Below are 17,090 nucleotides of genomic sequence, written 5' to 3' on the forward strand. Positions count from 1 at the left end.
CTTCATGGCCCGAACCCTGCCCTCCCTCAACGCCCTGCACGCCTTCGAGTCCGCCGCCCGGCTGGGAAGCGTGACCCGGGCCGCAGGCGAACTGCATGTCACCCACGGCGCCGTCAGCCGGCAGATCAAGGCGCTGGAGGCCGAACTGGGCCAGCCCCTGTTTGCCCGCCACGGACGCGGCCTGGCCTTGACCCATGCGGGCCTGCGCCTGCGTGATGCCACCGGCACTGCCTTCCAGCAACTGGAGGCGTCCTGGTCCAGCCTGCGTCGCGACAGCGCCCCATCAGCGCTGGTATTGGGCTGCCCGGGCAGCGTGCTGGCGCGCTGGGTCATTCCGCGCCTGCCGCGGCTGGCGGTCGAACTGCCGGGATTGAACCTGCACCTGGTCGTGAACGAAGGCGAGTTCGACCCGGCACTGGCGGGGCTGGATGCCGCCTTGCTGCTTGCCGAGCCTCCCTTCCACCAGGGATGGCAGGTGCAGGAACTGGCGACCGAAAGCATCGGCCCGGTGGTGAGCCCGCGCTATGCGGGCTTCGCCTCCTTGCGCGGGCAGCCGCCGGCAGCCTTGCTGGAGGAGTCGCTGCTGCACACCAGTTCGCGCCCCCAGGCCTGGCCGGCGTGGGCATCGGCCAATGCACTGGAACCCGGCAGCCTGGATCTGGGGGCGGGCTTCGAACATCTTTATTACCTGCTGGAAGCAGCGGTGGCCGGACTGGGCGTGGCCATCGCCCCGCAACCCCTGGTCAGCGCGGACCTTGCGGCCGGAAGGCTGGTGGCGCCCTGGGGCTTCGTGCAGGCTCCCGGTCGCTGGGTGCTCTGTTGCCGCCGCGGCAGCGTCGACGGCCGAATCACCCTGCTCGGCGAGTGGCTGCAGCGGGAACTGTCCGCATCGCAACCCGCCGGACCCACGGCCGCCTGAGCCTCCTCAGCCGGAGGCCTTCAACCGGGCAACGAGTCAGCGCGCCGGGCCTCATCCACGAACGTGCGCATGCGGTCCGCACTCTTGATGCCCGGCGAGGATTCGATGCCGCTGGACACGTCCACCCCCCACGGTCGCGCGGTGTGGATGGCAGTGGCCACGTTTTCGCTGCTGAGTCCGCCGGCCAGCAGCACCGGCTTGTCCAGCTGCGGCACGCGTCGCCAGTCGAAGCGCCGCCCGCTGCCACCCTGCTCGCCCGCTCCGTGACCGTCCAGCAACAGGCCATAGGCCCCGGGAAATCCTGCGGCAAGCGCGGCGGCGTCTTCGTCCGTGCCGCCCATGGCGATCGCCTTCAGGTACGGCACGCCGAATCCGGAGCAGAAAGCATCGGTTTCGGCGCCGTGGAACTGCAGGAGATCCGGATGCACGGCTTCCACCAGCGCCTCGACGTCAGCGCGCGGGTTGTCCATGACCAGGGCCACCACCGCGATTTCCTCGGGCACCAGGTCGCGCAGCATGCGCGCGTGCCCCAGCAGCAGTTTGCGTGGGCTGCGCGGCGCGAACACCAGGCCGAGGTAGTCCACGCCCAGCTCCACCGCCAGGCGCACGTCCTCGGCACGGGACAAGCCGCAGAACTTGATGCGGGTACGGGTCACAGGTTCAGCTCCGCCGGCAGTCCGCAGGCTGCAGGGTACAGCGGCCCCAGGAACACCAGGCCGTCGGCCGGCGCCGTGGGTCCGGCCAGGGTGCGATCGCGACCGGCCAGCAGTTCGGCCATCCAGTCTTCCGGCTTTTCACCCCGCCCCACCAGCAGCAATGAGCCGACCAGGTTGCGCACCATGTGGTGGAGGAAGGCGTTGGCCTGCACCTCCACCACCACCTGCTCGCCCTCGCGGCTGATCGACAGCCGCTGCAGGTCGCGCACCGCGTGGGGCGCCTGGCAGTGCACGGTGCGGAAGGCATTGAAGTCGTGTTCGCCCAGCAAGGCCTGCGCGGCGCGATGCATGGCATCGGCATCCAGCGGCAGGCGCTCCCAGCTCAGCTGCTGCCTGCCCAGGGCCGGGCGCACGGCGCGGTTGAGGATCCGGTAGCGGTAGCGGCGCGCGCGCGCCGAGAAGCGCGCATTGAAATCAGCGGCCACCGGCTGGCACCAGCGCACGCACACCGATGGCGGCAATCGCGTGGTCGTGCCCAGGCTCCAGCTGCGCGGGGTACGCACTGCCTCGCTGTCGAAATGCACCACCTGGCATTCCGCATGCACGCCGGCGTCGGTGCGTCCGGCGCACACGACCTGGACCGGATGGGCGGCCACCGTGGACAGCGCTTCCTCCAGCGTGGCCTGCACCGTCGCCACGCCCGCCTCGCCGTGCGGGGCCAGTCGCTGCCAGCCATGGAAGTCCGACCCGTCGTATTCGACGCCCAGTGCGTAACGCATCAGCAACGCTCCCTGCGGAGTGCGCTCAACCTATATCGCGCAGCAACTGCGTCGCTTCATCGCGCGCGGCGGCATCGCCACCGGCAGCCACTTCACCCAGCAGGCCGCGTGCGGTCTCCACGTCGCCCAGGTCCAGGTAGGCAATGGCCAGCTCAAGGCGCTCGCGACCGGCAGGCGCCGGGTTGAGCGGCGCGAGGTCCAGGCCCGCTTCGCCGGTATGCCAGGTCGGCTTGACCGCCGCGCTGGTCCAGGCCTGTGCTGCTGGCGCAGGAATGGCGCCGGCGTCCTCCGCTGCTGATTCATCGTCGGCCTCGGCCAGCGCAGCCGGCACGCCATCTTCGTAGTCGTTGTCGAAATCCGGGTCCAGCGGCTCGTCGACTTCCGCCTCGACCGGGGCGGCAACCGCACCGCTCACCGGCATCGCCGCAGCCAGTGCCGCGCTGTCGTAGCCCGTGCGCGGGCTTGCCTTTACCGAAGGTTTGCGACGGCTGATCAGCCAGGCCACGACCAGACCGGCGACCAGCAGGCCCAGGCCCGCCCACAGCCACAGCGGTTGCGATGCGCCGCCCTGGTTCTGCGCCAGGCGCTGCTGGGCGGCGGCCAGCTCGCTGTCCTTCATGGCAATCAGCTTGGCCTGCTGCTGCTTCAAACCTTCCAGCTCGGACACCTGGGCCCGCAGCTCCCGCACTTCGGATTCGCGCGCCGCCAGTTCTTCCTTGGTCAGCACCAGTTGTTGGTTCGCCAGCATGTCGCCCTCGCCCTCGGCATCAACGCCGGATTGTGTTCCTGCCCGCTTCGCCGCGCTCGCCGCCGGCGGCGCGATCTCGAGCCGTGCCTGCGCGACCTGCGGTGCTGCCGGCGCCGCCGCGCGCGGCGGCAACGCGGGTGCGGCAGCCGCTGCCGCCCTCGCTTCCACCGGTTGCGGGATGGGCCTGCGCGCCTGGCGCCACTCGGCCAGCTGGTCGCGCACCAGCGCGGCGGCTTCGGACTCGCCAAGCTGGGCCACTTCGGCCGAAGGCGGAACCCGCAGCACGGCGCCCTGCTTCAGCAGGTTGATGTTGCCATTGATGAAAGCATCCGGATTGGCGCGCAGCAACGCCAGCATGGTCTGGTCGAGCCGGTAGTCCTGGCCCAACCCGCTTGCGATCTGGGACAGGGTCTGGCCACGCTGCACCTGGACTTCACCGCTGGCAGCAGATGCGGGGGCCGGCGGGGCGACGGCAGCCACCGCACGCGCCGGCGCCGGCGTTGCCGTCTCAGGCGCAGCGGCAGCCTCGGTGGGTGACGCGCTGGATCCGGAGGCGGCGATGGGAGTGGCATCGCGGATGATGGTGTTGGAAGGCGCCGCCGTGGCGGCTTCGATGATCGGCTGGCTGGCGGTGGCAACCGCCGAGGGGGTGTCGACCAGCGCCGAGTATTCGCGCACCAGCCTGCCCTGCCCCCAGTCGACCTCGATCAGGAAATTCACCGCCGCGACCTGCACCGGCTCGGTGCTGGTCACCCGGATCACGGCCTTGCCGGCATCGTCCAGGCCCACCGCGAAACCCAGGCCGCTGACCAGCCCTTCCGGGCGCGCCAGTCCCACGCGTTCGAACGTCACTGGCGAGGCCAGCCGGGCCTGCAATTGCTCCAGCTCGCCCGGCTCGGTGGAAATGATCGGGATTTCAGCCAGCAGCGGCTGGCCGGGTTGCGACTTGACCCGTATTTCGCCCAGCCCCAGGGCCATGGCCGCGGTGCTGAACATCAGCAAGGCTGCGCCCGCCAGGCTCGCCACCGACCACGCGCCCGTTTTTCCTGGATGTTGCTTGCTCACGCTTTGGCAGCCTGTGTCACGAATGTTCCCCTCATTCCCGGTGCCGAATATAGCCTCAGCCGCCAGCGGCGACCAATTCCGCCACCTGCACCGCATTCAGCGCGGCACCCTTGCGGATGTTGTCCGAGACGATCCACAGGTTGACCGCGCGCGGATGGGAGAAGTCCTCGCGGATGCGTCCCACGTAGACCAGGTCACTGCCGGAAGCATGGGTCACGGGCGTCGGATAGCCGCCCGCCACCGGGTCGTCCACCACTTCGATGCCGGGCGACGATTCCAGCAATTTGCGCACCTCGGCGGCACTGATCTTGGTTCTGGTTTCGACATTGACCGCTTCGGAGTGGCCGTAGAACACGGGCACGCGCACGGCGGTCGGGTTCACCTGGATGCTGTCGTCGCCGAGGATCTTGCGGGTCTCCCAGACCAGCTTCATTTCTTCCTTGGTGTAGCCGTTGTCCTGGAAGTCGTCGATGTGCGGGATCAGGTTGAAGGCGATCTGCACCGGAAAGCGCTGCGGATCGATTGCCTGGAAATTGAGCAACTGCCCGGTCTGCTTGCCGAGTTCTTCCAGCGCCGAGCGGCCGCCGCCGGAAACCGACTGGTAGGTGGCCACGTTGATGCGTTCGATGCCGACCGCGCGATGGATCGGCGCCAGCGCCACCAGCATCTGCATGGTCGAGCAGTTGGGGTTGGCGATGATGCCGCGCGGACGGTTCTTCGCCGCCTCCGGGTTCACTTCGCTGATCACCAGCGGCACGTCGTCGTCGTAGCGGAAGGCCGAGGAGTTGTCGATCACCACCGCGCCCGCGGCGGCGAACTTCGGCGCGTATTCCTTCGAAATGCCGCCGCCGGCCGAGAACAGCGCGATGTCCACGCCGGTCGGGTCGAAGGTGGCCAGGTCCTGCACCGCGACCTTGCGGCCGCCGAAGTCGACGTCGGCGCCGGCCGAGCGTTCGCTGGCCAGGGCGACCAGTTCGCTGATCGGGAATTTGCGCTCGGCCAGGATCGACAACATGACTTCGCCGACGGCGCCGGTGGCGCCAACGACCGCGACTTTGAAGCTTCGGGACTGGTTGCTCATTTCTTCTTTTCGAGTGTGTTGTGCATTTGGCAGCAGCGGGCAAGCCCGCCCCTGCATGGACTTGTGAGGATAACGGAAAGTCGGTCGCTTACGCGCTGACCGGATTCGGCGGCCGCCCCGCGTCGGGGCCCTGACCCATGGCGGCGATCAGGTTGTCCACCGCCAGGGCCACCATCGCCCGCCGGGTGGCCAGGCTGCCGCTGGCGATGTGCGGGGTCAGCACGACGTTGGCAAGCGCCAGCAGGCGCGGGTTGATCGCCGGCTCCCCCTCGAACACATCCAGTCCCGCCGCCCCCAGCCGTCCTGACGCCAGTGCATCGGCCAGCGCGTCCTCGTCGACGATGCCGCCGCGTGCGATGTTCACCAGGGTGGCGGTGGACTTCATCTTCGCCAATGCGCGGGCGTCGATCACATGGTGGTTGTCCTTCGAATACGGCAGCACCAGGACCAGGTGGTCGGCCTGTGCGAGCAGTTCGTCGAAGCCCACATAGGAAGCGCGCGTCTCCTGTTCCACTGCCTCCGGCAATCGGCTTCGGTTGTGGTACAGCACCTTCATGTCGAAACCCGACGCACGCCGGGCGATGCCCTGCCCGATCCGGCCCATGCCCAGGATGCCCAGGGTGCTGCCATGCAGGTCGGCGCCGAGCATTGCCTGGAACGACCACTGCCGCCACTGGCCCTCGCGCAGCCAGCGCTCGGCCTCGGTGATCCGGCGCGCGGCGGCCATCATCAGTGCGAAACCAAAGTCGGCGGTGGTTTCGGTCAACACCTCGGGGGTGTTGGTGGCCACGATGCCGGCGCGTGCCAGCGCGGGGATGTCCAGGTTGTTGTAGCCCACGCCGACATTGGCGATGGCGCGCAGGCGCGGCGCGCCGGCGATCTGATCACTGCCGATGCGTTCGTTCAAGGTCACCAGGGCGCCGTCGGCGCGGCTGAGCGCCTCCGCTATCTGCGCCGGCGAGTATTCGGTTACGTCCCGCGTGGAAACGACCTCGAAATATTCCCCGAGCCGCGCAACCACGTCGTCGAACAGCGGTTGCGATACCCACACCCGCGGCCGCGACTCAACCATGGCTGCCCGCGGCCGGCACGCTGCCCGGGATCAGCGGCTGCACCGGGCCGACATCGCCGCACTGGGCGCGATGGCGCAACGCCTGGTCCATCAGCACCAGCGCAATCATCGCCTCGGCGATGGGGGTGGCGCGGATGCCCACGCAGGGGTCGTGACGGCCGGTGGTGATGACTTCGGCCGGGTTGCCTTCGATATCGACCGTGTGGCCCGGCAGGCGCAGGCTTGAAGTGGGCTTGAGCACGATCGACGCAGTGACCTGCTGGCCGGTGGAAATGCCGCCCAGGATGCCGCCGGCGTGGTTGGACAGGAAACCCTGCGGCGAAATCTCGTCGCGGTGTTCCGTGCCCTTCTGGGTCACCGCGGCGAAGCCGTCCCCGATCTCCACGCCCTTCACCGCGTTGATGCTCATCAAGGCGGCCGCCAGCTCACCATCGAGCTTGCCGTAGACCGGCTCGCCCCAGCCGGCCGGCACGCCATCGGCGACCACGTTGACGCGCGCGCCCACCGAGTCGCCCGACTTGCGCAAGGCATCCATGTAGCTCTCCAGCAGCGGCACCTGTTCGGCCGACGGCCAGAAGAAGGGGTTGTCCTCGACCGCATTCCAGTCGAACGCCTGCGGGGTTATTTCGCCCAGCTGCGAAAGATAGCCGCGCACGCGCACGCCGAATTGCAGCGCCAGCCACTTCTTGGCGATGACCGCCGCGGCCACGCGCATGGTGGTCTCGCGCGCCGAGGAACGACCGCCACCGCGCGGATCGCGGATGCCGTATTTCTGCCAGTAGGTGTAGTCGGCGTGTCCGGGGCGGAACTGTTCGGCGATCCTGCCGTAATCCTTGCTGCGCGCATCGGTGTTGCGGACCAGCAGCGCGATCGGCGTGCCGGTGGTCCTGCCCTCGAACACCCCGCTGAGGATTTCCACCTCATCGGCCTCATGCCGCGCCGAGGTATGCCGCGACTTGCCGGTGGCACGGCGATCCAGGTCCAGGCGGAATTCCTCCACCGCGATTTCCAGGCCCGGCGGGCAGCCATCGATCACGCAGCCAATGGCTGGCCCATGCGATTCGCCGAAGGTGGTGACGCGGAAGAGATGTCCGAAAGTATTCAACGTCGCTGCCTCGGTATTTGCCCGTCATGAGCAGCCGGTCGGCTGCTGGATGCCTCACGGGCGGGAATCGCCCTTCAATTTGCTCGTCATTCCCGCGTAGGCGGGAACCCATGCCCATACTCTATCCGATGATGTCGGGCCACAAATCCCGCCAGCGTGGATTCGCCTCTTGAATCAGCCGCAGCTTCCATGCGCGATTCCATTTCTTGATCTGCTTTTCCCTTGTGATCGCGGTGTCCATCGTGGCATGCAGCTCGTACCAGACCAACATGGTGACGTCATAGCGCTTGGTGAATCCGTCTACCAGATGTTCGCGATGTTGCCAGGTGCGGGCAAGCAGATCACTGGTAACCCCCGCATACAGAGTGCCATTTCTATCGCTTGCAAGGATGTAGACGGCCGGCTGTTTCATCTGGGTTTACGGGCATGGGTTCCCGCCTACGCGGGAATGACGGCAAAAGAAAAACTTCGCGTGCTTGCCGGGGTGCTCCGTCGGAACTCTGATGGCGACTCACCCCCGCGCGTTCGCCAGCTCCCTGATCCGATGGTGGTGCACGATCAATTCGCTGCATTCCACCGCGAAGATGCCCATCTGCCCGACCTTGAACTCGATCCAGACGAACTCCACGTCCGGCAGCAGTTTCACCAGCGCGTGCTCGGATTCGCCCACTTCGCAGATCAGCAGGCCGTCCTGGCTCAGGTGCAGCGGGGCATCGCGCAGGATCTTAAGGACCAGGTCCAGGCCGTCGTCGCCGGCGCGCAGGCCCAGCTCGGGCTCGTAGGAATACTCCTTGGGCAACGCATCGGTTTCGTCGTTGGTGACATACGGCGGGTTGGTGACGATCAGCTGGTAGTGCTCGCCCGACAGGCCGGAGAACAGGTCTGATTTGCTGAAGCGGGCGTTGTCGGCGTGCAGGCGCGCCTTGTTTTCTTCGGCCAGGGCCAGCGCGTCGTCGCTGATGTCCACGCCGTCCACGTGCCAGTCGGGGTTGTAGTGGGCCATGGCGATGGCGATGCAGCCCGAGCCGGTGCACAGGTCCAGCGCGCGCAACACCTCGCGCCCGCCCAGCCAGGGTTCGAAGCCGCTTTCGATCAGTTCGGCAATCGGCGAACGCGGCACCAGTGCGCGCGCATCGCTCTTGAAGTTCAGGCCGGCGAACCAGGCCTCGCCGGTCAGGTAGGCGATCGGCACGCGTTCGTCGATGCGGCGCTCGAACAGCGCCAGGACCTGCGCCTTCTCCGCCATGGTCAGCCGGGCCACGCCGTAGGCCGGCCCCAGGTCGTTGGGCAGGTGCAGCGTATGCAGCACCAGCTGGGTGGCCTCGTCCAGCGCGTTGTCGCAACTGTGCCCGAAGGTCAGGCCGGCGGCATTGAAGCGGCTGGCGCCGTAGCGGATCAGGTCGATGATCGTATGCAGTTCTGCGGCCGGATCGGCAGTCATGGCAAGGCTTTCAGGGACACCCGGGGTTTCGGGCCCGGGAATTATAGGGGTGGTGGCACGGGCGCGCCGGTATCATGTCGGTTCGTCGCAACAGGACACCCCATGTTCAATCGCAGGATCGGCTTCATCCTCGTCATCGCCCTGGCCGCCGGTCTGGGCCTGCTGGCCGCACAGAAATTTTTTGGCGGCAATGACGCCGCGCCGGAATGGCCGCAGACCGAGAGCATCACACTGTTCCCGCAGGCACGCAGCCTTCCCGATTTCTCGCTGCGCCAGTCCGACGGCACCCAGCTGGTCTCGGGTGAACTGAAGGGCCACTGGACGCTGGTCTTCCTGGGCTTCACCCATTGCCCCGACGTCTGCCCGACCACGCTGGCCGAGCTGGCCCAGGCCCAGAAGCAGTGGACCTCGCTGCCGGACAGCGTGCGTCCGCGCGTGCTGTTCGTGTCGGTGGACCCCGAACGCGACACCCCCACCCGCATCGGCGAGTACGCCCATGCCTTCCACCCGGACACCCTGGCCGCCACCGCGGACGTGCCCGCGCTGGAGGACTTCGCCAGGTCGCTGATGTTCGTGTTCCAGAAGATGCCCGGCAAGACTTTCGCCAGCAACCCGCAGGACTACAGCATGGACCACTCGGCCAATATCGCGGTACTGGATCCGCAGGGACGCATGGCCGGCTTCATCAAGCCGCCGTTCCAGCCCAAGGTCATCGCCGGCGACATGACCGCGCTGACGCATGCGGTGATGAAATGAGCCTGGTCACCCGCCTGACCTACCTGCTGCCGCACCGGTTGATGTCGTCGCTGGCACGGCGGCTGGCGTATTCCTCATCGCCACGGACCAAGCAGTGGCTCATCGACACCGTGACGCGCAAGTTCGGCGTGGACCTGTCCGAAGCCGCGCAGTCCGACCCGACGGTCTATCCGACCTTCAATGCCTTCTTTACCCGCGCGCTGAAACCCGGCGCGCGCGTGGCCGATCCCGACCCGCGGGCGCTGCTGATGCCCGCCGACGGCCGCATCAGCCAGTGCGGCCCGATCCAGGACGGGCGCATCTTCCAGGCCAAGGGACAGTCCTACACCGCCGCCGAGCTGCTGGGCGACGCCGAGGCCGCCAGACCATTCGAGAACGGCCTGTTCGCCACCGTCTACCTGTCGCCCAAGGACTACCACCGCGTGCACATGCCGTGGACCGGCACCCTGCGCGAGACGGTGCACGTACCGGGCCGGCTGTTCAGCGTGGGCACCGCCGCCGTGGCCACGGTGCCGCGGCTGTTCGCGCGCAACGAGCGCCTGGTCTGCCATTTCGACACCAGCTTCGGCCCCATGGTCTCGGTGATGGTCGGCGCGCTGCTGGTGTCGGGCGTGGAAACGGTGTGGAGCGGCGAAGAGATCCCGCGCTACGGCGATGCGATCACGCGCAAGGACTGGCGTGGGAAGGGCGTGACATTGGAGCGGTTCGCCGAGATGGCACGCTTCAACTACGGCTCGACCGTGATCATCCTGCTACCGCCCGGCGTCGCCGAGCTGGCCACGGAGCTGCAAGCCGAGTCCCCCGTGAAACTGGGCCAGGCACTGGCAAGGCTGCTGCCGCGGGAAGCCTGACGGGGTTGGGTCCGGGCGCGTTGCGACGCTTGCTGGCCTCGCGACCCTACGGAATGCCTGTTTGGCCTTCCTGAATCACTATTTGGCCCTCCGGAATCACTATTTGGCCTTCCCGAATGACTATCTGGTCTTCGGGAACAGCTTTTTCGCTTTCCGGAATGACTATTTTGTCTTCGGGAACAGCTTTTTCGCTTTCCGGAATGACTTTTCCGCTTTCCGGAACAGCTATTTCCCTTTCCGGAAGGGCTTTTTTGCTATCCGGAATACAAAAAAGCCTTTCCGTTGGACAAATTTTCGTCAACCCAGGCTCGGACCCAAGGTCCACACCCTGATGGCGACGACGCCTGCCGGTTGTAGGAGCGACGCGAGTCGCGAAGCAGTGGACAACTGAATTGCCGGGAGCTTCGCGACTGGCGTCGCTCCTACAGCGGTCCACGCCAGGATTCATCGTTGCCGTGGGCCGGATGCGAATTACCGCCAGCGCCGGACTTCCCCGGCACGGCTATTTCCTGCAGCCCTGCAGCTTGAGTTCCTGGCCCGGTTTGACGCTGTAGCCCGGCGCCTTCAGGCCGTTGGCCTGCGCCAGCTTCTTGATGTCGCAATCGAACCTGCTCGCGATCCTGCCCAGGTTGTCGCCGCGCGCCACCCGGTATTCACGCACCTGCTCCACCTTGGGCTTGGCCGGCTTCGGCGCGCCGGTGGCCACCGTGGTCGGCACGCCGGCGACGGCGGTGATGTCACCCACGTCGACGATGCCCACGCTGCGCACCACGGCGGCGTCGACATTGGCCGCGATCAGGGTGCGCGCCAGGTCTGCGCGCGGACCGTTGATGCAGTTGCGGCTGTAGAGGCTGGCGATCTTCGAGGTCGCCCGGATCTGGGTGCCGCCGGGAATCCAGGTATTGGGTTCGTAGCGCGGATTGAGGTTGCGCAGCGCGCGCATGTAGCCGTCGCGGGTGCCGCCGTTGCCCAGGCAGATGGTCAGCTCGTAGATCGAAGCCGGCCTGGCCAGGTTGAAGGTCGCCGGTTGCGACTCGACCCGGGGGAAATCTAGCCCGTACTGTTTCGGGTGCAGGAACAACCAGGCCGCCGCGATCACCATCGGCACGTAGTCCTTGGTCTCGCCGGGGAACTGGTTGTAGACCGCTTCCTCCCAGAAGCCGCGCCCACCGAAATCGTTGTAGACGCGCTGCGCCCGGCCTTCGCCGCCGTTGTAGGCCGCAAGGGCATATTCGATGCTGCGGTTGAGCGCGCCCATGCGCTCGTCCAGGTATTCGGCGCTGGCCATGCCCACCGCGGTCGGATCGAAGCGCGTATCGAAGCCGGTGCCATCCGGACCCAGGCCGAACCGGCGCCCGGTGGCCGGCATGAACTGCATCAGGCCCGCCGCGCCCGCGCGCGAACTGGCATGCACGCGGCCGTTGGATTCCTTGGCCATGATGCCGAACAGCAGGGCCTCGGGCAGTCCGTGTTTTTCCCAGGAAGGCCACATCAGCGGCTTGACGTACTGGTAGTTCTCGTAGCTGGTGATCAGCGAGACCCGCATGTCGGTCAGCCAGCGGCGGATGCCGGCCTGCACGGCCGGGTTGTACTGCACCATCCTGTCGAAGGCGTGGCGCTGGTCGTTGAGCAGGGCCGCGGCGCGCGCCGATTCAGGGGTGCTCGCGCCCAGCACGCCGGCGTGGTCGGTGCCGTCGTCGAGGACGTCGACATCGCCGTCAAGGTCCGACGCCGATGATTCGGCATCCACGTTCTGCTTCAGCAGGCGCTTGTAGGCGGTGAGCATGGTGTGCACCTGGCAGCCGCGCTGCTTCAGGCACGCATCCATGACGTCTTCCATGTCCTCCAGCGCGGCATCGCCCTCGCTGGTGCCCTTGGGATCGCTGTTGGCGCTCAGCACCAAGGCGTCGCGATAGCGCTTCTCCGCGGTGGACATGCGCTGGTCGAGGACTTCGAGGGCGGCCTTGTCGCGTGCGGACGCAGCCAGGGCCGAGGGAGCAAGAAGGAGGAGCGGCAGCACGGCCAGCAGGGGCCATGCGCGGTACGACGGAATCGGGGAAGACATCAGCAACCGGACTACGGGAAAAACGCAGGTTAGCCCTGCAGCGTTGCATGGGGCAAGGTTGACAAACGCGGCCATTGCCCTGCGCGACAGGTTCAGCCGCTAGAATCCCGGCTCTACACATCGCAAGGAATCACATGGATCCCATCCTCCTCGGCAAGGGCACCACCGACGATATCGCCGTCACCTTGCTGCCCCGGTTCGGCAACCGCCACGGGCTGGTCGCTGGCGCCACCGGTACCGGCAAGACCGTGACCCTGATGACGCTGGCCGAGGGATTCTCCCGGATGGGCGTGCCGGTGTTCATGGCCGACGTGAAGGGAGACGTGTCCGGGCTTGCGGTGGCCGGCGATGGCAACGAGAAAGTGGTGCAGCGCGCCGTCGACATCGGCGTGGCCGGCTATGCGCCCGCGGCCAGCCCGGTGATCTTCTGGGACCTGTACGGCAAGAAGGGCCACCCGGTGCGCACCACGGTCAGCGAAATCGGTTCGCTGCTGCTGGCCCGCATCCTTGAGCTGAACGACACCCAGAGCGGCGTCCTCGACATCGTGTTCAAGCTGGCCGACGACCGCGGCCTGCTGTTGCTGGACCTGGACGACCTGCGCTCGCTGCTGGCCCTGGTCGCCAACGAGCGCAAGGACATCGCCACCGAATACGGGCTGGTCAGCACGCAGTCGGTCGGTGCCATCCAGCGCGCCCTGTTGCGCCTGGGACAGAACGGTGGCGAAGCCTTCTTCGGCGAACCTGCCCTGGAACTGGCCGACCTGATGCGCACCGGCACCGACGGGCGCGGCGTGATCGGGATCCTGGCCGCCGACCAGCTGATCCTCAATCCGCGCCTGTATTCGAGCTTCCTGCTGTGGCTGCTGTCCGAACTGTTCGAGCAGTTGCCCGAGGTCGGCGACCTGGACAAGCCCAAGCTGGTGTTCGTGTTCGATGAAGCCCACCTGCTGTTCGACGATTCCCCGCCGGCGCTGGTGCAGCGCGTCGAACAGGTGGTGCGCCTGATCCGTTCCAAGGGCGTGGGCGTGTACTTCTGCTCGCAATTCCCCGACGACGTGCCCGACAACATCCTGGGCCAGCTGGGCAACCGCGTGCAGCACGCCCTGCGTGCCTTTACTCCTCGCGACCAGAAGGCGGTGCGCGTCGCCGCCGAGACCTTCGTTCCCAACCCGAAGCTCGACGTGGCCCAGGCCATCTCCAAGCTGGGCACGGGCGAGGCGCTGGTATCGACGCTGCAGGACAAGGGCATTCCGATGCCGGTGCAGCAGACCCTGATCGCCCCGCCGCGCTGCCGCATGGGTTCGATCAGCGATACGGAACGTGCACAGGTGCGCGCCGGAAGCCCGGTCGGCATGAAATACGACAACGCGATCAACCGTGAATCGGCATCGGAGCTGCTGGCCAAGCGCGCCAGCGTCGCCGCCGAGGCTGCCGACGCGCCGCCGGCCAAGGACGATCCCGATGCGGGTGGCTTCGGCCAGTCGATCAAGGACGCGGTGTTTGGCACCAAGCGCCGCCAGGGCATGGTCGAGACCATGGCCAAGCAGACCGCACGCACGGTCGGCAACCAGGTCGGACGGCAGATCCTGCGTGGTTTGCTGGGCGGCATTTTCGGCGGCAAGCGTTGAACTTCTTTTTCCATTGCGAAGGAACCACATGAAAGCAGCACGTAGATCCGCAATCCTGGCGCTGGCGCTGGCAACACTGACTGCATGCAAGCGCGAGGAGCCGGCCGCCCCGCCCGCGAGCGAAACCCCCGCAGCGAGTACGGTGCCCGCGCAGGCTGCCAATCCGGTGGACGCCACGGCGGTAGTCGACAACAGCGCGTCCACGGCTGCTCCAGGCCTGGACAGCAAGGCGCTTGCCGGCCAGTTCGGCGACGGCGAGTCGGTGCTGGAGCTGCGTGCCGATGGCACCTACCTGCAGACCCTGCAGGCCGGTGGCAGCACGATCACCGCCGATGGCAGCTGGAGCGCGCCGGCCCAGGGCGTGCTGCTGCTCGACCCCAACAGCAAGTCGGCCGAGGACGCGAGTTTCCAGATGGCTTCCAACGATGAACTGCGTTCCACGGATGGCAAGCACGTGTTCCGCCGCATCAGTCCGCAGTAAGTGGGACGCTGGCGCCCACCGGGCGAGAAAAGCACGGCGCTGATCACGCGGGAAGGACACGAACGCCTGAAAGCCGAACTGGAAGACCTGTGGCGGGTCAGGCGGCCGGAAGTGGTCATCGCCCTGACCGCCGCCGCGGCAGAGGGCGACCGCTCGGAGAATGCGGAATACCACTACCGCAAGAAGCAGCTGGGCGAGATCGACCGGCGCGTGCGCTACCTGAGCAACCGCCTGGAAGTGCTGCGCGTGGTGGATACCGCGCCCGCTGATCCGCAGGCAGTCTTCTTCGGCGCCACGGTCGAGCTGGAGCTCATCGCCACCGGCGCGCTGTCGCGTTACCGCATCGTTGGGCCCGATGAAACCGATGCCTCGCGCGGCTACATCAGCATCGACTCGCCGCTGGCGCGCGCCCTGCTGAAGAAGCGCATCGACGACGAGGTGGAAGCCAGCCTGCCCGGCGGCATCCAGTCGTTCGCCGTCATCGGCGTTGACTACAGCGATCTGTCATGAAAGCCACCCCAGCCTCCTCCAGAGGATTGAGGGTGGCCTTGATCCCGCTCTTGCCTCCTCCCTTGTGTAGCAGGGGAGGATCGAGGAGGGGTGCCCTTGATCCTGCTCCTGCTCTTGATCCGGCTCCTGCTCCTGATCCGGCTCCTGCTTCAGCGCCTCTTGCCCATCACGCAAGCTCTTGATCGTGCCCTGCCTCCTCCCTTGCGTAGCAGGGGAGGATCGAGGAGGGGTGCCCTTGACCTGGATCTTGCTTCAGGGTTTTGCTGATCACGGAAGCTGACTCTGCAGGGCCATGCAGCACCCGGCGGGGGACCGGGCCGGAAGGCTTAAACTCGACTTCTCTTGTCGAGGGACGCACCCATGGGCCAGTGGATAGATCTGCACACCGCACACGGCGTCATCGCCGCCTGGCGGGCCGAACCTGTCGGCAAGCCGCGTGGCGCCATCGTCGTGATCCAGGAGATTTTCGGCGTCAATGCGCATATCCGCAGCGTGGCCGAGGATTTCGCCAGCGAAGGCTACGTGGCGCTGGCGCCCGCGCTGTTCGACGTACTGGAACGCGGGGTCGAACTCGGCTACGACGAGGAAGGCGTCGCCAGGGGCCGCGACCTGATCACCCGCCTTGGCCTGGACCAGGCGCTGGAACTCGTCGATGACGCAGCAAAGTCGCTTGCCGGCATCGGAGCCATCGGCACCGTCGGCTACTGCTGGGGAGGGACTGTCGCCCTGCTCGCCGCCCTGCGCCTGGGCCTGCCCTCGGCCAGCTACTACGGCGCGCGCGACGTGCCGTTCCTGGGTGAAACACCAAAGGCCCCGCTGATCTTCCACTTCGGCGAACGCGACAAATCAATCCCGCCGGAAATGGTCCAGCAACATCGCGACGCGTGGCCGGCAATCCCCGTGCATACCTACGACGCCGACCACGGCTTCAACTGCGATGCGCGCGCCAGCTACGATGCGCCCAGCGCAAAGCTCGCGCGCGAACGCACGCTGGCCTTCTTCGCCGAACACCTGGCCAAGGCCTGAGCCATGGCCGATTTCCAGCTGGATCCGCGCCTGGCGGCCGACAGTGTTTTCATCGCCGACGGGCCGTTGTCACAGGTGCGGCTGATGGACGACGTCCGTTTCCCCTGGCTGCTGCTGGTGCCGCGCGTGGCCGACGTGTCCGAATGGCTGGAGCTCGACGGCAACCAGCAGCGCCTGCTGCTGGCCGAGATCAATCGTGCCGGCCAGCTGGTGCGCGCGCAGCCTGGCGTGGAGAAACTGAACCTGGGTGCGCTTGGCAATATCGTGCGCCAGTTGCACGTGCACCTGGTCGGACGCCATGCAGGCGATGCCGCGTGGCCCGGACCGGTCTGGGGCAGCGGTGCGGCAGCCCGCCACGAGCCCGCGCTGCTTGAGGCGCGCATCGCCCATTGGCGCGGCCTGCTGGAATAGAAGACCATCGGCCGATCTTCCGTATATCCCGGCCGGCGGATTGCGCTGGCGCCCAACCTGAGGAACACCGCATGCGACGCCTTTTCATCGCACTTGTCCTGGCCATCGCCACCCTGCCCGCCCACGCCGCGCTGTTCGGCAAGTCACCCGAGAAATCGGCGGCCGAGGCGGCGGCCGCCAACATGAGCGCGGCCACCATCTGGATCGATGCAAGCTGGGGTTTCCGCAACCAGGGCGCGGCCAACAGCCTCAGCAAGGCGCACAACGCCTTCGCTGCGCGCGGCTACAAGGTCGTCAGCGTCGAGCCCTACATCGAGAACGGCGACCTGCAGGGCTTCTTCGTCACTTACCAGAAACCCTGACACCGCCCTCCTTCTGCCGCTGGCGCCCGCAGGAACTGCAAGGCCGGGAAGGTGCCCGTCGGCGGACGAGGGAATCGAAATCCAGCTTGCAGGGAACGACTGGCAAGTCACTGCCATGTCCTCATCCGTCGCTG

At 67.1% G+C, this 17,090-nt stretch carries 19 protein-coding genes; 9 read left to right on the plus strand and 10 right to left on the minus strand.

The window, feature by feature from the left end; genetic code table 11:
• Window positions 1-4 precede the first annotated feature (4 nt).
• Window positions 5-919: a LysR family transcriptional regulator gene (locus DT603_RS07445; RefSeq protein WP_162349241.1), complete on the plus strand. Its 915-nt coding sequence runs from the start codon at window positions 5-7 to the stop codon at window positions 917-919.
• Between the two features lie 20 nt (window positions 920-939).
• Here DT603_RS07445 and DT603_RS07450 read toward each other — a convergent pair whose 3' ends face one another.
• The 8 genes from DT603_RS07450 to prmB all read right to left on the minus strand — a co-directional run bounded on the left by DT603_RS07450 (window position 940) and on the right by prmB (window position 8,866).
• On the minus strand, window positions 940-1,575 hold the full coding sequence (locus DT603_RS07450) for a phosphoribosylanthranilate isomerase (protein ID WP_162349242.1): 636 nt from the start codon (window positions 1,573-1,575) through the stop codon (window positions 940-942).
• The gene (truA, locus tag DT603_RS07455; protein ID WP_162349243.1) at window positions 1,572-2,354 is read right to left on the minus strand and encodes a tRNA pseudouridine(38-40) synthase TruA; all 783 of its coding nucleotides are present in this window, start codon (window positions 2,352-2,354) and stop codon (window positions 1,572-1,574) included. The genes DT603_RS07450 and truA overlap by 4 nt, the downstream gene beginning before the upstream one ends.
• 25 nt (window positions 2,355-2,379) lie before the next feature.
• Window positions 2,380-4,167: a type IV pilus assembly protein FimV gene (locus DT603_RS07460; RefSeq protein WP_343037733.1), complete on the minus strand. Its 1,788-nt coding sequence runs from the start codon at window positions 4,165-4,167 to the stop codon at window positions 2,380-2,382.
• A gap of 55 nt (window positions 4,168-4,222) precedes the next feature.
• On the minus strand, window positions 4,223-5,248 hold the full coding sequence (locus DT603_RS07465) for an aspartate-semialdehyde dehydrogenase (protein ID WP_162349244.1): 1,026 nt from the start codon (window positions 5,246-5,248) through the stop codon (window positions 4,223-4,225).
• 88 nt (window positions 5,249-5,336) lie between these two features.
• A complete protein-coding gene (locus DT603_RS07470) occupies window positions 5,337-6,320 on the minus strand; it encodes a 2-hydroxyacid dehydrogenase (RefSeq protein ID WP_162349245.1) in 984 nt (327 codons plus the stop codon).
• Window positions 6,313-7,425 carry a chorismate synthase gene (aroC, locus tag DT603_RS07475; protein ID WP_162349246.1) on the minus strand — a complete coding sequence of 371 codons (1,113 nt, stop codon included), beginning with the start codon at window positions 7,423-7,425 and terminating at the stop codon, window positions 6,313-6,315. The genes DT603_RS07470 and aroC overlap by 8 nt, the downstream gene beginning before the upstream one ends.
• A 121-nt stretch (window positions 7,426-7,546) precedes the next feature.
• The gene (locus tag DT603_RS07480; RefSeq protein WP_162349247.1) at window positions 7,547-7,837 is read right to left on the minus strand and encodes a GIY-YIG nuclease family protein; all 291 of its coding nucleotides are present in this window, start codon (window positions 7,835-7,837) and stop codon (window positions 7,547-7,549) included.
• Between the two features lie 99 nt (window positions 7,838-7,936).
• Entirely contained in the window at window positions 7,937-8,866 is a 930-nt protein-coding gene (gene prmB, locus DT603_RS07485) for a 50S ribosomal protein L3 N(5)-glutamine methyltransferase (RefSeq protein WP_162349248.1), read from the minus strand.
• Between the two features lie 102 nt (window positions 8,867-8,968).
• Here prmB and DT603_RS07490 point away from each other — a divergent pair, with 102 nt between their 5' ends.
• Window positions 8,969-9,622 (plus strand): SCO family protein, encoded by a 654-nt coding sequence (locus DT603_RS07490; protein ID WP_162349249.1) that lies wholly within the window; start codon window positions 8,969-8,971, stop codon window positions 9,620-9,622.
• The gene (gene asd / locus DT603_RS07495; protein ID WP_162349250.1) at window positions 9,619-10,473 is read left to right on the plus strand and encodes an archaetidylserine decarboxylase; all 855 of its coding nucleotides are present in this window, start codon (window positions 9,619-9,621) and stop codon (window positions 10,471-10,473) included. Before DT603_RS07490 ends, asd begins: the two co-directional genes overlap by 4 nt.
• Window positions 10,474-10,519: 46 nt before the next feature.
• On the opposite strand, the gene DT603_RS07500 is transcribed toward asd, so the two are convergent.
• Together DT603_RS07500 and DT603_RS07505 are read right to left on the minus strand one after the other, a co-directional pair.
• On the minus strand, window positions 10,520-10,798 hold the full coding sequence (locus DT603_RS07500) for a hypothetical protein (protein ID WP_162349251.1): 279 nt from the start codon (window positions 10,796-10,798) through the stop codon (window positions 10,520-10,522).
• Between the two features lie 177 nt (window positions 10,799-10,975).
• Window positions 10,976-12,538 (minus strand): transglycosylase SLT domain-containing protein, encoded by a 1,563-nt coding sequence (locus tag DT603_RS07505; RefSeq protein WP_162349252.1) that lies wholly within the window; start codon window positions 12,536-12,538, stop codon window positions 10,976-10,978.
• Between the two features lie 134 nt (window positions 12,539-12,672).
• On the opposite strand from DT603_RS07505, the gene DT603_RS07510 reads away from it, so the two are divergent.
• The 6 genes from DT603_RS07510 to DT603_RS07535 all read left to right on the plus strand — a co-directional run bounded on the left by DT603_RS07510 (window position 12,673) and on the right by DT603_RS07535 (window position 16,956).
• Complete coding sequence (locus tag DT603_RS07510; protein WP_162349253.1) at window positions 12,673-14,166, plus strand: helicase HerA-like domain-containing protein; 1,494 nt, start codon at window positions 12,673-12,675, stop codon at window positions 14,164-14,166.
• 28 nt (window positions 14,167-14,194) lie between these two features.
• Window positions 14,195-14,647, plus strand: coding sequence for a hypothetical protein (locus DT603_RS07515; RefSeq protein WP_162349254.1), 453 nt, complete (start codon window positions 14,195-14,197; stop codon window positions 14,645-14,647).
• Window positions 14,648-15,157: a transcription elongation factor GreB gene (gene greB / locus DT603_RS07520; protein WP_162349255.1), complete on the plus strand. Its 510-nt coding sequence runs from the start codon at window positions 14,648-14,650 to the stop codon at window positions 15,155-15,157.
• Between the two features lie 360 nt (window positions 15,158-15,517).
• Complete coding sequence (locus tag DT603_RS07525; protein WP_162349256.1) at window positions 15,518-16,183, plus strand: dienelactone hydrolase family protein; 666 nt, start codon at window positions 15,518-15,520, stop codon at window positions 16,181-16,183.
• A 3-nt stretch (window positions 16,184-16,186) separates the two neighbouring features.
• Entirely contained in the window at window positions 16,187-16,594 is a 408-nt protein-coding gene (locus DT603_RS07530) for an HIT domain-containing protein (protein ID WP_162349257.1), read from the plus strand.
• A 71-nt stretch (window positions 16,595-16,665) separates the two neighbouring features.
• Window positions 16,666-16,956, plus strand: coding sequence for a hypothetical protein (locus tag DT603_RS07535; protein ID WP_162349258.1), 291 nt, complete (start codon window positions 16,666-16,668; stop codon window positions 16,954-16,956).
• The last annotated feature ends 134 nt before the right edge of the window (window positions 16,957-17,090 follow it).

The organism is Pseudoxanthomonas gei (assembly GCF_010119615.1).
Classification (GTDB): domain Bacteria; phylum Pseudomonadota; class Gammaproteobacteria; order Xanthomonadales; family Xanthomonadaceae; genus Pseudoxanthomonas_A; species Pseudoxanthomonas_A gei.

What these genes read in the sequence shown, in the direction of transcription:
- DT603_RS07535 (WP_162349258.1), top strand. Translation starts at nt 16,666, where the DNA reads ATGCGACGCCTTTTCATCGCACTTGTCCTGGCCATCGCCACCCTGCCC.
- DT603_RS07510 (WP_162349253.1), top strand. Translation starts at nt 12,673, where the DNA reads ATGGATCCCATCCTCCTCGGCAAGGGCACCACCGACGATATCGCCGTC.
- prmB (WP_162349248.1), bottom strand. Translation starts at nt 8,866, where the DNA reads ATGACTGCCGATCCGGCCGCAGAACTGCATACGATCATCGACCTGATC.
- DT603_RS07480 (WP_162349247.1), bottom strand. Translation starts at nt 7,837, where the DNA reads ATGAAACAGCCGGCCGTCTACATCCTTGCAAGCGATAGAAATGGCACT.
- DT603_RS07445 (WP_162349241.1), top strand. Translation starts at nt 5, where the DNA reads ATGGCCCGAACCCTGCCCTCCCTCAACGCCCTGCACGCCTTCGAGTCC.
- DT603_RS07525 (WP_162349256.1), top strand. Translation starts at nt 15,518, where the DNA reads ATGGGCCAGTGGATAGATCTGCACACCGCACACGGCGTCATCGCCGCC.
- DT603_RS07515 (WP_162349254.1), top strand. Translation starts at nt 14,195, where the DNA reads ATGAAAGCAGCACGTAGATCCGCAATCCTGGCGCTGGCGCTGGCAACA.
- DT603_RS07530 (WP_162349257.1), top strand. Translation starts at nt 16,187, where the DNA reads ATGGCCGATTTCCAGCTGGATCCGCGCCTGGCGGCCGACAGTGTTTTC.
- DT603_RS07470 (WP_162349245.1), bottom strand. Translation starts at nt 6,320, where the DNA reads ATGGTTGAGTCGCGGCCGCGGGTGTGGGTATCGCAACCGCTGTTCGAC.
- asd (WP_162349250.1), top strand. Translation starts at nt 9,619, where the DNA reads ATGAGCCTGGTCACCCGCCTGACCTACCTGCTGCCGCACCGGTTGATG.
- DT603_RS07490 (WP_162349249.1), top strand. Translation starts at nt 8,969, where the DNA reads ATGTTCAATCGCAGGATCGGCTTCATCCTCGTCATCGCCCTGGCCGCC.
- truA (WP_162349243.1), bottom strand. Translation starts at nt 2,354, where the DNA reads ATGCGTTACGCACTGGGCGTCGAATACGACGGGTCGGACTTCCATGGC.
- DT603_RS07465 (WP_162349244.1), bottom strand. Translation starts at nt 5,248, where the DNA reads ATGAGCAACCAGTCCCGAAGCTTCAAAGTCGCGGTCGTTGGCGCCACC.
- DT603_RS07505 (WP_162349252.1), bottom strand. Translation starts at nt 12,538, where the DNA reads ATGTCTTCCCCGATTCCGTCGTACCGCGCATGGCCCCTGCTGGCCGTG.